The sequence below is a fragment of the Chthonobacter albigriseus genome (assembly GCF_013839445.1).
In the GTDB taxonomy this organism is placed as follows: domain Bacteria; phylum Pseudomonadota; class Alphaproteobacteria; order Rhizobiales; family Pleomorphomonadaceae; genus Chthonobacter; species Chthonobacter albigriseus.
In genome coordinates, this window is sequence record NZ_JACDIT010000002.1 from 409,240 (window position 1) to 424,034 (window position 14,795).

Below are 14,795 nucleotides of genomic sequence, written 5' to 3' on the forward strand. Positions count from 1 at the left end.
ATCTCGTTCGCTGATGAATGTCGCGCAACGGGAGGCTGTTCATGCTCGCTTTCAAGGGTGTCACCAAGCGTTTCGGCGGCAAGACCGCGGTCGACGACATCAGCCTGGAGATCCCGAAGGGGCAGATGGTCGGCGTGATCGGGCGGTCGGGCGCGGGCAAGTCCACCCTCCTGCGGATGATCAACCGTCTTGCCGAAACCACCGACGGCTCGATCGTGGTCGAGGGCGTCGACGTCACGCAGTTGAAGGGTGCGGCGCTGCGGTCCTGGCAGGCGGACTGCGCGATGATCTTCCAGCAGTTCAACCTGGTGCCGCGGCTCGACGTGCTCACCAACGTGATGCTCGGGCGCCTCAACCGCCGGTCCACGGCGGCGAGCCTGTTCAAGATCTTCTCCGACGAGGAGCGCGCGCTCGCCATCGCCGCGCTGGAGCGCCTCGGCCTTGCGGAGACCGCCCTGCAGCGCGCCGGCACCCTTTCCGGCGGCCAGCAGCAGCGGGTGGCGATCGCCCGCGCGCTGATGCAGCAGCCGCGCGTCATCCTCGCCGACGAGCCGATCGCCTCGCTCGATCCGCGCAACGCCCAGATCGTCATGGAGTCGCTGCGCGACATCAACCGGCGCGAGGGCATCACCGTCATCACCAATCTCCACACGCTCGACACTGCCCGCGCCTACTGCACCCGCATCGTCGGGATGGCGGCCGGGCGCGTGGTGTTCGACGGGCCGGCGCACGCCCTCACCGAGGCGGCCGCCCGCGAGATCTACGGCGCCAACGGCATGGAGGAGGCCTTCTCGGAGGCGATCACCTCCACCAGCCTGCGCTTCCCCACGCCGGCCGCGCATGCCGCGCCCGCGCTTGCGACCGCCTGATCGGCGGCGCGCGTCCAGAACGTCCGGCCCGGCGTCACTGGGCCACGTCCCAAGAAAAGCACCATCCCGGAAAAGTCAGGAGACCGTCATGTCCATGAAGTCCGCCCTCTTTGGCGCCGTCGCGCTCACCGCCGCCCTCGTCTCGGGCGCGGCCTCGGCCGAAGGCATCACCGAATTCCGCGTCGGCATTCTCGGCGGCGAGAACGAAGCCGACCGCCTGCGCAACTTCCAGTGCCTGGCCGACCACCTCAAGACCGAGCTCAAGGTCGAGAAGGTGTCGCTGTTCCCGGCCGCCGACTACGATGGCACCGTGCAGGGCCTCCTGTCGGGCACGATCGACTACGCCGAACTCGGCGCCTCGGCCTACGCCAAGGTCTATCTGGCCGATCCGAACGCCGTGACCCCGGTGCTCACCACGGTGCAGACCGACGGCTCGACCGGCTACTACTCCATCATGGTCGCCCGCAAGGACAGCGGCATCAAGACGCTGGAAGACGCCAAGGGCAAGACGATCGGCTTTGCCGACCCGGACAGCACCTCCGGCTACCTGATCCCGATGGTCGACCTGCCGAAGGCCATCAAGGCCCCGATCAAGGAATACTTCGGTGAAAGCGGCTTCGGCGGCGGTCACGAGAACCTCGTGCTCGCGGTCCTCGACAAGAAGTTCGAGGTCGGCACCACCTGGGGCTCCGGCGTCGGCGAATTCGACGAAGGCTACACCTCCGGCAACCTGCGCAAGATGGTCGACAAGGGCATCCTGGACATGGGCGACCTCGTCGAGGTCTGGCGCTCCACGCTGATCCCGAACGGCCCGGTCGTCGTTCGCAACGGGCTGCCGGAAGACATCAAGGCCAAGTTCGTGGCCTTCATGGAGAAGCTGCCGGAGACCGACAAGGCCTGCTTCCAGGCGATCCAGGGCGGCGACTTCACCGGCTTCACCAAGGTGGATCCGAGCTTCTACCAGACCATCATCGACGCGCGTAAGCTGACCATCGGCGGCTAAGCCACCGCTTCAGGACCGGCCGGGAATCCCCTGATTTCCCGGCCGGTTTTTTGTTGCCCGCACCTTGAGCCCGCGCCCCGGACCCGCCATGCCACAGACCGTTTCCCGACCCCAACTGAGTGACGCCGGACGACAGGTGGAGCGGCACTGGAAGGAACTCGCTGCCAAGCGCCGGCTCTATACGCTGATCGGCGTCGGCGGCCTCGTCTTCGCGCTCTCCGCCTCGCTCTGGTATGCCAACGAGGCGAACGCGGGCAAGTTCTTCGACCGTCTGCCGCACCTCCTCGATTTCGTCAGCTGGCTCGTCCCGTCCGACTGGAACGACGTCTGGCGCGCCTTCCTCGACCTGCCGACACCGAACGCGGACGGCACCGAGGCGATGTCCTTCGAGGGCGGACGCGTCTACCTCACGGAAAGCCTCTACGTCCCCGAATACGTCCACAAGATGCTGGAGACGATCAACATCGCGATCCTCGCGACGCTGATCGGCTTCGTGTTCGGGTTCGTCCTCTGCTTCCTCGCCGCGCAGAACACGGCCCCGAGCCTCGTCCTCAGGGCCGTCGTGCGCCGGATCATGGAGATCTTCCGCGCTTTCCCGGAGATCGTGATCGCCGGCTTCTTCGCCGCCGTGCTGTCGCTCGGGCCGATCCCGGCCATCATCGCGGTGGCGATCCACACCATCGGCGCGCTCGGCAAGATGTTCTTCGAGGTGGCCGAGAACGCCGACATGAAGGCCGAGGAGGGCCTGCGGGCCGTCGGTGCGCCGTGGATCCTTCGGATGCGCTACGGCCTCGTCCCGCACGTGCTGCCGAACTTCCTCTCCTATGCGCTGCTGCGCCTGGAGATCAACGTCCGCGCCTCCACCATCATCGGCGCAGTCGGCGGTGGCGGCATCGGCGAGATCCTGCGCCTCTCCATCGGCCGCGGCTGGGGCGCCCAGACGATTGCGATCATCTCGATCCTCTTCGTCACCGTCATCGTGGTGGACCAGGTATCCGCCAGCCTGCGCCGGCGTCTGGTCGGCGCCGAAGCCTTCAGCCCCGTCGCCTGAGGAACACCGGCCATGGCCCTTGCCCTTTCCCCTGCCGAGTTCGCGGGCATCCGCAGCCGCCACCCGCTGGTCTTCCAGCGCTCATGGAAGAAGCGGTCCGTACCGTTCCTCGTGGTCGGCGGCACGATCCTCTATGTGCTCTACGCCTGGTGGTTCTTCGCCATCGGCGCGGTTCTCTCCGAAGGTCGCTGGGACCGCGCCGGCGCCTATCTCGCCGACTGGGTCTCCTATGACGTCCGCCCCACCCTGCGCTTCAAGGGCGAGGGGATCGAGGTCACCTACCCCCGCTTCAACGTGCTCGGCGACAACCCCGACCCGGACTGGGTGCGGCAGGTCGACGGTCGAACAGTAGAGGTCGACGTCGGCGGTGCCCGCATCGCTGCCACGCCGGACCTCGTCACGATCACCCACGCCGGCGAGACGCTGGAGGTCGATCTTTCCACAGGTACGCCCACGGCCGCCGAACCGGTGCCGGGATGGGCCGTCCAGAAGGAGGACGAGGTCGACGCCGACTTCGGCTTTACCGGCAGCGTGGAGATCAAGGCAAACCGGGTCGCCATCGAGCACCGGTTCCTCGGCTGGGCGAACTTCATCTTCGATCCGAACTCGCCCTTCTTCGGCCGCTCCACCGGCGAGGTGATATCGCTGATCCTCTGGGGCGACCGGCTCGATCCGGATGTCTCCAACGCCGCCCTCGCCTTCGACAACTTCTGGAACAACGGCGAATGGCAGCACGGCGACGTTTACGCCAAGCTGCTGCAGACCATCATCATGGCCTTCGTCGGAACAGTGTTCGCCGGCCTAGTCGCTTTTCCCTTCGCGTTCCTCGCCGCCCGCAACATCACGCCGTCGCGCCTCGTCAATCACGCCGCCAAGCGGTTCTTCGACTTCCAGCGCACCATCGACGGGTTGATCTGGGCATTGTTCTTCATCCGCGCCTTCGGTCCGGGCCCGATCCCAGGCATCGCGGCCATCTTCTTCACCGACATCGGCTCGCTCGGGAAGCTCTACGCGGAGGCGTTGGAGAACATCGACGAGAAGCAGCGCGAGGGCATCCGCTCGGTCGGCGCGCCGCCGTCCGCCGTCCAGCGGTTCGGCGTGCTGCCGCAGGTCTTGCCGGTCTTCCTCAGCCAGGCGCTCTATTATCTCGAGAGCAACACGCGATCCGCCACGATCATCGGCGCGGTCGGTGCCGGCGGCATCGGCCTGAAGCTTCTGGAGGCCATGCGCACCAACCAGGACTGGGAGAACGTCTTCTACATGGTCATCCTGATCCTCGTCGTGGTCTATGCCATCGACGGGATCTCAGGTGCGCTCCGCAGCCGCCTCGCCGGCAACGACCATCACTGATCCGGTCGCCCGAAACAGGAAAGCGCCCCGGCTGTTCGCCGAAGCGCTTTCCGCCGCCCCCCACGCGCGAAAACTCAGACCGGCTGAAAGCTGGATCGATCCCCAGCCCGAACGTTCTTCACCAGATCCGTGCAGTCGCGGAGCATGACGCTGCTCCTGAGGTGCGCGAGAACCGCCAGCAGTTCCTGGCTCGCCTCCGCGCAGGTCTCAGCCTGTCGCACCATTCCGCCGACTTCTCCGATAAGACTTGTGTTGATCGCCGTCGCCATTGTCATCCAGCCCCCCGCAGCCCGATCGCTGTCCACCTCCTGATGACACCTCTGCCGGTGCCGGAACAGGATGTTCTGGACCATGCACCAGCTACTTTTCCGGACCGTCTTCGCCGTCTGCGCGCCATACGTGAAATTACGATTAGGCATCATTTCCCGACAACCATAATGGAATTTTACATTCACATCCGTAATTTTAATTTTTATGCAACTATCCCTACGCGAGGATCCCTGTAGCAAGTCGGGGGCCGCTATGTTTGCCAAAGTTATGCAATTTTCTGCAAAATCCATGGTTGATACCCATGCGGTATTGGAATATGTCCCTACCCCTACCTTGGTCGTTGATCTCGGTCTGTTCACTGTGGTCCACGCCAACAAGGCCTCTCGCGACGCCTTCGATCGGCTCCGACCAGTGCTCGCCCAGGGTGTGGTGGACCTCGTCGGTCAAAGCATCGAGATCCTGTTCAGGGGATCGACCGACCATCGAAACCTGAGGACCGACCTGGCAAAGCTCCCGTTCGAGACGACTGTCGGATTGGGCGAGGCCCTGTTTCGTTTCCGCTTCGACGCGCTGCCAGGCGCCGGGGACCGCAAGGCGGTGGTGACATGGTCGGAGACGACCTCCTCGGCCAAGGCCGACCGGGAAGCGACGCAGCTGCGCCAGATGATCGACGACATGCCGATCAACGTCATGTTCTGCGATCCCAAGACCTTCATCATCACCTATGCCAACCGGACCAGCATCGAGACGCTGCGACGGCTCGAGCAGTTCCTGCCGATCAAGGCCGACCAGCTCGTCGGCAGCTCGGTTGACATCTTCCACAAGCGACCCGAGCACCAGCGGGCGCTTCTCGCCAACCCGGCCAACTTGCCCCACACAGCTCTCATCAAGGTCGGCCCCGAGACGCTGGAGCTTCGCGTCGCACCGATCCGCGACAAGCAGGGCACCTACATCGGGCCGATGCTGTCGTGGGCGATCGTCACCGACCGGCAGCAGTTGGCCGAAAGCGTCGTCGCCGCCGTGCGGGAGATGGAGGACATCTCCGGCAAGCTCTCCGCGGCGTCCACCTCCATGCTGGAGCGTGCGGACCGGGCCGAGTCGATGGCCGGGTCCGTCGCCGCCGCCTCCGAGGAGATGACCGCCACCATCGGCGACATGGCGGAGCGCACGGCGCTTGCCGCCGGCCGGGCGCATTCCGTCAACGACGCGGCCTCGGTCACCGAGGCGCAGATCTCGTCGCTTGTCACCGCAGTGGAACGGATCGGTGAGATCACCCGCGTCATCGAGCAGTTCGCCGCGCAGACCAAGCTGCTCGCGCTCAACGCAACCATCGAGGCGGCGCGCGCCGGCGAGGCCGGGCGCGGGTTCTCCGTCGTCGCGGCCGAGGTGAAGGCGCTCTCCGACCAGACCGCAAAGGCGACGGACGACATCAAGACCCAGGTCGGCCGTATCCAGGTGGAGACCCAGGGCGCCGCCACCTCGGTCGGCGAGATCGTGCGCGCGATCAGCGAGATCTCGGCGCTGACCACCGAGATCGCCGGCTCCGTGGAGGAGCAGCGCGCCGTCTCCGAAGACGTCTCCCGCACCATCGCCAACGTCGCCACGGAAGCCCGCTACACCGGCGAGGCCGCCAAGGAAGTCACCGCCATCGCCGACCGCGTCACCACCAACTCCTCCGCCCTCGAACGCCAGGTCAAGGGCTTCGTCGACCGGAGGTGAGGCGCAGCTCAATCGTCCAGGAAAGCCTCGCACTTGGGGGCTTCCGCTGCGGTGCCCCAGGGCATGATCGGCACGGTGGAGGTGGAGTTCTTCGGGCTGCCTTCGATCAGCTTGTCGGAGTAGACGATGTAGACCAGCACGTTGCGCTTCACGTCGCAGCCGCGGACGATTTGCATCTTCTTCCAGATCAGCGAGCGGCGCTGGCGGTACATGTCGGAGCCCTGCTCGAACTTCTCCTTGAAGGCGATCGGGCCCACCTGGCGGCAGGCGAGCGAGATGTCGGAGACCTCCTCGGCAAGGCCGAGCATGCCTTCCACGCCGCCCTTCTCCGGCACCGTGAAGTGGCAGGAGACGCCCTCAACCACGGGGTCGTCGATGGCGTAGACCGCGAGCTTGTGGTCGGGGGTCAGGAACTTCCAAACCGTCGACCGCTTGAAGATCAGGTCCGGCTCCTGCGCAAACGTCCCGCCGACCGAGACGGCGAGAACGGCGGCGGCGGCGATGAAGGTCTTCAGCATGCTCATTCCCCGTGGCTCCGGCTCCGGCCGGTCGCTCCTCACATGGGGATCGGCCGGCCGACTGCAATCGGTGTGAGACACTACCCCGTTTCGACGGCGCGGGGATAACATCGCCCGCCCCCCGTCCTCACAGGCTACGTAGCGGCGCACGCGGTCGAAAAAGGCGACTACACCAACACGGGAAAACCGATCGGCAAGTCGACCGGACGCGGTGGAGGCCGAGAGCCCGATTGTCGCGCAACGGTTGTGGCGGCGTGTGCCCTGCCCTGTTCTCTCAGGAACCGGCCGTCGTGTCCAAACGGCGCTCTGCTTCCTGCCGGCCGATCAGCGGCAGCAGCGCCGCCATTTCCGGACCGTGGTCCAGCCCCGTCAAGGCCTGCCTCAGGGGCATGAACAGAGCCTTCCCCTTGCGGCCGGTGGCATCCTTGATGGCGTCGGTCCAACGCTTGAACGTCTCGCCGTCGAACGGCTCGTCGGGAAGCAAAGCCTTGGCCTGCTTCAGGAATTCCGCGTCGTCGGGACTCCCGACGGCAGTCACAGGGCCGGTCACCACCTGCCACCAGAGCTTCGCATCGGCAAAGGTGGCGCAGTTTCCGGCAACGGCCGCCCAGAAGGCCGGGTCCGGCGAGATCCCCATCGCCTGGAGCCGCGGCGCCACCCGATCGAAGGGCAGACCGTGGACGATCCGGGCGTTGAGGTGGTCGAGGTCGGCGGGATCGAAGCGAGCGGCCGAGCGGGAAGCCGCGGACAAGTCGAAATCGCCTGCAAGATCAGCGACTTGACTCACCGCTTCGACGGCGTGGCTGGTGCCGATGCCGACTGCCAGGGCAGCGACGGCTTCCGGTTCCAGCCCTTTTTCGCGGAGCGAGCGGATCGACAAGGCACCAGTCCGCTTGGAGAGCCCCTCGCCGCTGGTGTCGGTCAGCAGATTATGGTGGCCGAAGGCCGGGACGTGGCCGCCAAGTGCCTGAAATATCGCGATCTGTACGCCGGTGTTGGTGACGTGGTCCTCGCCGCGGATGACGTGGGTGATGCCGAAATCCACGTCGTCGATCACCGACGGCAGGGTATAGAGGTAGGTCCCATCCTCGCGCACCAGCACGGGGTCGGAGAGCGAGCCGAGGTCGACCGTTTCCGGCCCGCGGCAGAGGTCGTTCCAGTGCACCTCGCGGCGCGCGGGTTGCAACGGATCGGCGTCGAAGTTGGGGAGCAGGAAGCGCCAGTGCGGGCGCCGCCCTTCGGCTTCCAGTTGCGCTCGGTTGTCGGCGGTGAGCTTCAGCGCGGCGCGGTCGTAGATCGGCGGAAGACCGCGGGAACGGCGACGTTTGCGTGCGAAATCAAGTTCTTCCGCGGTTTCGTAGCAGGGGTAGAGGAGCCCCCGGGCGGCGAGATCCGCCTTCACCGCGTCGTAGCGGTCGAAGCGATCGGACTGCCGCGCGGTTGCGTCCGGTCGGATGCCGAGCCAGGCCAGGTCGGCGGCGATCGCGTCGGCATATTCCTGCTTGGAGCGCAACCTGTCCGTGTCGTCGTAACGCAGCAGGAAGCGGCCGCCGGTCTTCAGGGCGAACAGCCAGTTGAACAGGGCAGTCCGGGCATTCCCGATGTGGATATACCCGGTCGGGGACGGCGCGAAGCGGACGGTCGTTGTCATGGCCGGTGTCATAGCGCGGGCGGCGGCATTTGCAAACGGGAAGACGCTGGAATCCCGCGGTTTTCAGCCCGTCGCTCCCGCTCGCCGGGCTCCGACCCGCCCGGCGACGACGGCCATCACGGCGGAGGCGAGGAGGGCGTAGAGCCCCAGCGCGATCAGGGTCGTCTCCACCCCGATGCCGGCGTCCGACAACAGGCCCACCAGGGCCGGGGACAAGGCCGAGGCGAAGACGAGGCCGGAGGTCGCCAGACCTCGGACGGCGCCGAGATGCCGGGTGCCATAGAGCTCGGCCCAGAGCGCGCCCAGCAGCGTGTTGGCGCCACCGGCCGTCATGCCGGCGAGGATCAGCGCAACCGTCAGCAACCATGGCTCGTGGGCGAAACCGATCAGCAGCGCGGAGCAGGCCATCGGCAACAGGTAGACGGGCAGAATCCGGCGGGCGCCGAAGCGGTCGATCACAACCCCGGCGGCCAGACTGGTGATCACCGTCATCGCCGCGTAGAAGGGCGTCGAGGCGGCGAAGGCCGTCAGCGACCAGCCCTTGGCCTCGGCGACCGGCACCTGGGAGTACCAGATCGCGGTCAGCACGAAGGGCGGCGCCAGGATGCCGGGCTGGAGGGCGTAGAAGAGGCCGTCGCGCAGCACCTCGGCGCGAGTCCAGTGGCGGACCCCGGCCGCGGTCGCCGGGTCGGCGTCGCCCTGCCCGTCCACCGGCGCCGGTTCCGGCGGCGGCTCGCGGTTCAGCAGCAGGAAAACCAGCGGCAGCGAGACCCCGATCAGCAGCGCGGAGGCGATCATCCAGGTGTCGCGCCAACCGACGGCGGCGATCAGAGTGACGGCCAGGATCGGCAGGATGGCCTCGCCGGAGGGGTGCCCAAGGGCGGCGATCGCGACCGCCTTTCCCCGGGCGGCGGGAAACCAGCGGACCATGCCGGTCATCGCCACGTGCAGCATCATGCCCTGCCCGAAAAAGCGCAGGCCGAAAAGGATGAAGATCAGAAACGCCGCATGCGGGACCAGCGCCAGCAGCAGCGTGGTGACGCCGAGCGCCAGCACGACCGCTGCCGCCAGCCCTTGCAACCGCGGGCGGTCGGCGATCCGACCGGCGAAGATCAGGCAGGTCGCGCTGGCCAGCGTGGCGGCGGAGTAGAGCGACCCGAACACGCCGGCGGAAAGGCCGAGGTCGGCCTGAATCTGGCCGATGAACATCGACACGAAGAAGGTCTGGCCGAAACTGGAGGAGAAGGTGAGCAGCCACCCGGCAATCAGCCAGCGCAGCCCGCCGGCAAGGGAGTTGGGCATCGATCGGGGGACTTTTCTGGCAGGAAAGGGTCGATCCACCCTCGGCGGCGGCGTTCCACTGGTCTAGCTGCTGGACCATTCTGCGGCAAGGCCCGCGCCGGCATTGCCACCGACCGCACCGGGATCAGAGGTAGAGCACTTCCGTCTGCGTCCCCGGGATCTGAACCGCCTCATCTAGCGGTGCGAGGATCGGAACGGGCCCCTGCGAGGTAACCGGGATCGGCATGAGGCGGCCGCCAAGACGCTGGTAGGTGAACCGCCCGTAGACCAGGCGGCGGATCCGATCGTAGAGGATGCGCGGGGAAATCGGCTTTACGATGAAGTCGTTGGCGCCCAGCTTGGCGGCGAGGAGGACGTGGCGTTTGTCGCTGTGGGCGGAAACGAAGACGAAAAGCTGGGTCGCCACGGCATCGTCGCGGCTGGAGCGGATCCGTTCCAGCAACTGGCCGCCGTTCTGGCCGCCGAGATTCCAATCGCAGAGCAGGATATCGGGCCGGATGCTGGAGACGAGCGTCCATCCGGTGTCCGCACAATCGGCCTCGAGCACCTGCTTGACGCCCATCCCGACGAGGATGGTGCGCACGATCCGCCGGAAATAGGCGTTGTCGTCGACGACACCGACGCGAAGCGCATCGACGGACATGAAGGTCGGAGGTCGCCTGTCTGGCTTTGGCACACTCATCGATATGCCTCGTTCGCGGTGGCTCCACGCCATCCTGTGCGGTGATACGCGACAGTCGAGCTGACCAATTTCAGTAGGCGGGTATTTACGTCAGGCGGAGCGCAGGGTCAACAATCTCTGCCTGTCCGCCTGTCTCGTCGCGGAAAAATCGCGATTTCCAGCCATGCGCCTACTGCACCAACAGTAAAAGTAAGGTATCCATCTGAGAAATCGATTACTTCTTATCTCGCGATTTCTCCAAAGAGAAAGAGAGGGCCAGGGCCCTCTCTTTCAATTAATTGCATATACTTTGGACTTACTCGCCGGCGACGGCAAGTCGAACCGGCGCGGCGCGTCCCTCGCGCTCCTTCTTCAGGTTTTCCGCCACGAGGAAGGCCAGTTCCAGCGCCTGGTCGGCGTTGAGACGCGGGTCGCAATGCGTGTGATACCGGTCGGAGAGGTTCTCCGCCGAGATCGCGGTCGCTCCACCGGTGCACTCCGTGACGTCGCGGCCGGTCATCTCGATGTGGATGCCGCCGGCATGGGTGCCCTCGGCGCGATGAACCGCGAAGAACGCCTCGACCTCGCGCAGGATGCGCTCGAACGGGCGGGTCTTGTAGTTGTTGAGCGTGATGGTGTTGCCGTGCATCGGATCGCAGGACCACACCACGGAGCGCCCTTCCCGCTGCACCGCCCGGATCAGGCCCGGCAAATGCTCGAACACCTTCTCCGCGCCAAAGCGGGCGATCAGGGTCAGCCGGCCGGGCTCGTTGGCCGGGTTCAGGATGTCGATCAGGCGGATCAGTTCGTCCGGCGCCAGCGTCGGTCCGCACTTCAGGCCGATCGGGTTCTTGATGCCGCGGGCGAACTCGACGTGAGCATGGTCCGGCTGACGGGTACGATCGCCGATCCAGATCATGTGGCCCGAGGTGGCGTACCAGTCGCCCGAGGTGGAATCCACACGGGTCAGCGCCTGCTCGTAGCCGAGCAGCAGCGCCTCGTGGCTGGTGTAGAAGTCGGTCGTGCGCATGTCCGGCACGCTGTCCGGATGAATGCCGCAGGCGCGCATGAACGCCAGCGACTCGGTGATCCGGTCGGCGAGCTGGGCGTAGCGGCTGGACTGCGGCGAGCCCTTGACGAAGCCGAGCATCCATTGGTGCACGTTGTCGAGGTTGGCATAGCCACCCTGGGCGAAGGCGCGAAGCAGGTTCAGCGTGGCCGCCGACTGGCGGTAGGCCATCTCCTGGCGCTGCGGGTCCGGGATGCGGGCCTCCGAGGTGAACTCGGTGCCGTTGACGATGTCGCCGCGGTAGGCCGGCAGCTCGATGCCGCCGATGGTCTCGGTCGGCTTGGAGCGCGGCTTGGCGAACTGGCCGGCGATGCGGCCGACCTTCACCACCGGCTGAGCGGCGGCATAGGTGAGCACCACCGCCATCTGAAGGAAGACGCGGAAGAAGTCCCGGATGTTGTCGGCGCCATGCTCGGCAAAGCTCTCGGCGCAATCCCCGCCCTGCAGCAGGAAGGACTCGCCGGCGGCGACGCTCGCGAGCTGCTTTTTGAGCTTGCGGGCTTCACCTGCAAAAACGAGCGGCGGATAAGAGGCCAGACGCGCCTCGACGGCGGCGAGTTCCTGCAGGTCCGGGTACTCGGGAACCTGCTGGATCGGCTTAGCTCTCCAGGTATCGGGCTTCCACGCGGTTGTCATTGTCGTGCTCTGTTTGATGTCGGGCGCACGGCGGTTTTCCGATCTCCGCGCCCGCGACCTTTCCAAGACGCGGCGTTATACACGCAAGTGGCCGCGCCCGCCACACGCGCGGCTTCTCATTTTAACCGATCAGTGAGGATCTGTCGGCGTCAGATCAGCGCCAGTTCGGCGAGGTGGCGTCGCATCTCGGCCGGCATGTCGTCGCCGACCGCGGTTCGCCTGATATCGCGGGGGGCGTCGCGCTCCTCCAGATAGCGCCAGCCCTGGAAGGGGCGGCGCGGCTGAGTCTCGGTGCGCATCAGCACCGGCTCCAGCACGAGGTCGCAGCGCTCGATGCCGTCTTCTCCCTTGAACGGCCGGATGGCGACGATGCGCTGGCGCACCTGTACGAAGCCCTTGATCACCCAGAACAGGGAGCCGCCGTCGACGATCTCCGCCGCCCGCTTGGGGATCATGCGCGTGGTGTGGGTCTGTTCGGGCTCCAGACCGGCGGATTTCTGGATGGCGATACGCTCCTGAATCCAGGCGTCGAGATCCTCCACCGACTCGGCGCCGACGCAGAGCTTGATCAGATGAAGGGGCATCGCTGGTCTCCGTCCTCGTCCGGAGGTGTCGCCCAAACGCCCGGCCGCGTCAATTCACGGAGATCTTGTCCACAGTCCTGCGAACCTGCCAGTCGCTGTCGCCGTACATTTCAGGGCAAGATCCAGCAAAACAATCATCGCTGTAGGTATTTTGATCTACCCTTCATTTGACCGCCGTACACGCCGGTTTAATCCTTTTATTTTGTCATATGCTCAATTCGCGAACAATTTGTGGGGCAAAATTTGCGCTCGCTGTTTCAACGCCGCTCGGAGCCGAAGCCGTCCGAGGTTCTCCCAGTCGTCGCTGCAGCGGCCGCGGCCGCGCCGACCACGGGCCGGGACGACGGCACGCTCCTCCTGATCGAGGAGGATATCGCCCGGACCCGTGCGGTGCTGTCTTCGGCAACCCAATCGATGACGGGCCGGGTGGATGTCGCGCTCGGACGGTCCGAGGAGATCAACCGGACCGCCGTGACGCTGGTCGAGGCCGTGGACGGTGCGACGGCCACCGTGAACGCGCTCACCCACTCCTTTCGCTCCATCACCGAGGCTGGGCGGGAAATCTCCGGCGAGCTCGATCGCGCGACGGGGCTGGCCACGGTGGCGCAGGAGGATGCCGCCCGCGTGGGCGCCGGCATGCGCGAGCTGGGGGATGCCATTTCGGCGATCGAAGCGGTTGTCGGACTGATCGCCAAAGTCACCAAGCAGACCACACTGCTCGCGCTCAACGCGACGATAGAGGCGGAGCGCGCCGGTAGCGCTGGCCGCGGCTTCGCCGTCGTGGCGAGCGAGGTGAAGGCGCTGTCGGTGGAGACGCAGAAGGCGACAGAGGAGATCCGCGCCAACATCGCCCGGCTGCAGTCCACAGCGCGGCAGTCGATCGGCGCGGTCGGGCACGTGGTGGACTCGATCGAGCGGATCACACCGGCGTTCGGCGTCATCGCCAAGGCGGTCGAGGCGCAGGGCTCGGTGATCGGCGCGGCGGCCGGCCATGCGGAGGAAACCCGCACCTTCATCGACACCGTCTCCAGTCGAGCAAGCGAGATCGCCGCGTCCAGCGAGGCGGTGAGCCAGGAAGTCCGCCTCGTCAGCGAGTCCGCGCGCCAAGTGTCGGCGAGCAGCGACCGCTCCAGCGAACGACTGATGACCATGCTGCGACAGAGCCCGGCCGGCGACCGGCGGCGGCACGATCGGTTCCCGGCGGAGCGAACCGTGCGGCTCGCCCGCGGCAGCGCGATCGAGTCCGCTTCGACGGTCGACGTGTCGGAGGGCGGACTGCTGATCAAGACTCCCGCCAGCGGCGCACCCCACGTCGGGGAGACGCTGACGCTCGACCTCGACGGCGCCGGACGCGTGCCGGCGCGGGTCGTCGGCGTCAGTCCGCTCGGCGTCCACGTCTGCTTCCAACCCGTCGACGAGACCACGGAGGGGCGGATCGCGGCATTCGTGGCCGGGATCCGGATGGAATACCAGGCGCTGATCGAACGTGCGACCCAGGCGGCGGGTGACATCTCGGCCCTTCTGGAGATGGCGATCGCGCGCGGCGAAGTTCGGACGGACGACCTGTTCGACGTGGACTACCAACCGATTCCCGGCAGCGACCCGGTGCAGTTCCGCACCCGCGGGCTCGGCTTCCTGGAAAGCCGGCTGGCGCCGATGCAAGAGGCGCTGCTGGCGACCGACTCCCGTATGGCATTCTGCGCGGCGGTTGATCGGAACGGGTACCTTCCGGTCCACAACGCCGTCTTCTCCAAGCCGCAGCGGCCCGGCGAGACGGCCTGGAATACGGCCAACTGCCGAAACCGGCGGATCTTCGACGACAGGACAGGCCTGCTTGCCGCGCGCAACACGCGCCCGTTCCTGATCCAGGCCTACAGGCGCGACATGGGCAACGGCCAGATCATCCTGATGAAGGAGGTCGATGCGCCGATCACCGTCGCCGGCCGCCACTGGGGCGGCTTCCGGATGGCCTATAAGCTCTGACGTCGCCGGCGCGGCCGACAGCCGCGCACGCCGACGGTTTCGCGCGGCGTCGGGTTCGACACCGGACCCGGCATTCACTGCATCCTTCGCGCCGCCGCCCGCCATCCCCTTCAAACACGTCACGAAACG

13 protein-coding genes are annotated in these 14,795 nt (G+C 66.4%); 6 read left to right on the forward strand and 7 right to left on the reverse strand.

What is annotated here, in order from left to right; all coding sequences use genetic code 11:
- Positions 1-41 precede the first annotated feature (41 nt).
- The 4 genes from phnC to phnE (HZ321_RS10070) all read left to right on the forward strand — a co-directional run bounded on the left by phnC (position 42) and on the right by phnE (HZ321_RS10070) (position 4,273).
- Positions 42-869: a phosphonate ABC transporter ATP-binding protein gene (phnC, locus tag HZ321_RS10055; RefSeq protein WP_181702149.1), complete on the forward strand. Its 828-nt coding sequence runs from the start codon at positions 42-44 to the stop codon at positions 867-869.
- 88 nt (positions 870-957) lie between these two features.
- Entirely contained in the window at positions 958-1,872 is a 915-nt protein-coding gene (phnD, locus tag HZ321_RS10060; protein WP_181702150.1) for a phosphonate ABC transporter substrate-binding protein, read from the forward strand.
- Positions 1,873-1,960: 88 nt separating this feature from the next.
- A complete protein-coding gene (gene phnE / locus HZ321_RS10065; protein WP_181702151.1) occupies positions 1,961-2,923 on the forward strand; it encodes a phosphonate ABC transporter, permease protein PhnE in 963 nt (320 codons plus the stop codon).
- Between the two features lie 12 nt (positions 2,924-2,935).
- On the forward strand, positions 2,936-4,273 hold the full coding sequence (gene phnE, locus HZ321_RS10070) for a phosphonate ABC transporter, permease protein PhnE (RefSeq protein WP_181702152.1): 1,338 nt from the start codon (positions 2,936-2,938) through the stop codon (positions 4,271-4,273).
- Positions 4,274-4,347: 74 nt separating this feature from the next.
- On the opposite strand, the gene HZ321_RS10075 is transcribed toward phnE (HZ321_RS10070), so the two are convergent.
- The gene (locus HZ321_RS10075) at positions 4,348-4,626 is read right to left on the reverse strand and encodes a hypothetical protein (RefSeq protein ID WP_181702153.1); all 279 of its coding nucleotides are present in this window, start codon (positions 4,624-4,626) and stop codon (positions 4,348-4,350) included.
- A gap of 250 nt (positions 4,627-4,876) precedes the next feature.
- On the opposite strand from HZ321_RS10075, the gene HZ321_RS10080 reads away from it, so the two are divergent.
- Positions 4,877-6,262 carry a methyl-accepting chemotaxis protein gene (locus HZ321_RS10080; protein ID WP_181702154.1) on the forward strand — a complete coding sequence of 462 codons (1,386 nt, stop codon included), beginning with the start codon at positions 4,877-4,879 and terminating at the stop codon, positions 6,260-6,262.
- Positions 6,263-6,270: 8 nt separating this feature from the next.
- On the opposite strand, the gene HZ321_RS10085 is transcribed toward HZ321_RS10080, so the two are convergent.
- From HZ321_RS10085 to HZ321_RS10110, 6 genes are all read right to left on the reverse strand, one after another.
- Positions 6,271-6,780, reverse strand: coding sequence for a CreA family protein (locus HZ321_RS10085; protein WP_181702204.1), 510 nt, complete (start codon positions 6,778-6,780; stop codon positions 6,271-6,273).
- 274 nt (positions 6,781-7,054) lie between these two features.
- On the reverse strand, positions 7,055-8,431 hold the full coding sequence (gltX, locus tag HZ321_RS10090; RefSeq protein ID WP_181702155.1) for a glutamate--tRNA ligase: 1,377 nt from the start codon (positions 8,429-8,431) through the stop codon (positions 7,055-7,057).
- A 63-nt stretch (positions 8,432-8,494) separates the two neighbouring features.
- Positions 8,495-9,733 (reverse strand): MFS transporter, encoded by a 1,239-nt coding sequence (locus HZ321_RS10095; protein ID WP_181702156.1) that lies wholly within the window; start codon positions 9,731-9,733, stop codon positions 8,495-8,497.
- Between the two features lie 124 nt (positions 9,734-9,857).
- The gene (locus tag HZ321_RS10100) at positions 9,858-10,376 is read right to left on the reverse strand and encodes a response regulator (RefSeq protein ID WP_181702157.1); all 519 of its coding nucleotides are present in this window, start codon (positions 10,374-10,376) and stop codon (positions 9,858-9,860) included.
- 334 nt (positions 10,377-10,710) lie between these two features.
- Positions 10,711-12,099 (reverse strand): class II 3-deoxy-7-phosphoheptulonate synthase, encoded by a 1,389-nt coding sequence (locus HZ321_RS10105; protein WP_181702158.1) that lies wholly within the window; start codon positions 12,097-12,099, stop codon positions 10,711-10,713.
- 149 nt (positions 12,100-12,248) lie between these two features.
- Positions 12,249-12,683, reverse strand: a complete 435-nt coding sequence (locus HZ321_RS10110; RefSeq protein WP_181702159.1) for a DUF1489 family protein — start codon at positions 12,681-12,683, stop codon at positions 12,249-12,251.
- Between the two features lie 243 nt (positions 12,684-12,926).
- On the opposite strand from HZ321_RS10110, the gene HZ321_RS10115 reads away from it, so the two are divergent.
- Positions 12,927-14,666, forward strand: coding sequence for a methyl-accepting chemotaxis protein (locus HZ321_RS10115; protein ID WP_181702160.1), 1,740 nt, complete (start codon positions 12,927-12,929; stop codon positions 14,664-14,666).
- The last annotated feature ends 129 nt before the right edge of the window (positions 14,667-14,795 follow it).

Excerpts from the sequence above, each read along its gene's own strand:
- gltX (WP_181702155.1), bottom strand. The coding sequence starts at position 8,431 with ATGACAACGACCGTCCGCTTCGCGCCGTCCCCGACCGGGTATATCCAC.
- phnE (WP_181702152.1), top strand. The coding sequence starts at position 2,936 with ATGGCCCTTGCCCTTTCCCCTGCCGAGTTCGCGGGCATCCGCAGCCGC.
- phnC (WP_181702149.1), top strand. The coding sequence starts at position 42 with ATGCTCGCTTTCAAGGGTGTCACCAAGCGTTTCGGCGGCAAGACCGCG.
- phnD (WP_181702150.1), top strand. The coding sequence starts at position 958 with ATGTCCATGAAGTCCGCCCTCTTTGGCGCCGTCGCGCTCACCGCCGCC.
- HZ321_RS10085 (WP_181702204.1), bottom strand. The coding sequence starts at position 6,780 with ATGCTGAAGACCTTCATCGCCGCCGCCGCCGTTCTCGCCGTCTCGGTC.
- HZ321_RS10105 (WP_181702158.1), bottom strand. The coding sequence starts at position 12,099 with ATGACAACCGCGTGGAAGCCCGATACCTGGAGAGCTAAGCCGATCCAG.
- HZ321_RS10075 (WP_181702153.1), bottom strand. The coding sequence starts at position 4,626 with ATGGTCCAGAACATCCTGTTCCGGCACCGGCAGAGGTGTCATCAGGAG.
- HZ321_RS10095 (WP_181702156.1), bottom strand. The coding sequence starts at position 9,733 with ATGCCCAACTCCCTTGCCGGCGGGCTGCGCTGGCTGATTGCCGGGTGG.
- phnE (WP_181702151.1), top strand. The coding sequence starts at position 1,961 with ATGCCACAGACCGTTTCCCGACCCCAACTGAGTGACGCCGGACGACAG.
- HZ321_RS10110 (WP_181702159.1), bottom strand. The coding sequence starts at position 12,683 with ATGCCCCTTCATCTGATCAAGCTCTGCGTCGGCGCCGAGTCGGTGGAG.
- HZ321_RS10100 (WP_181702157.1), bottom strand. The coding sequence starts at position 10,376 with ATGTCCGTCGATGCGCTTCGCGTCGGTGTCGTCGACGACAACGCCTAT.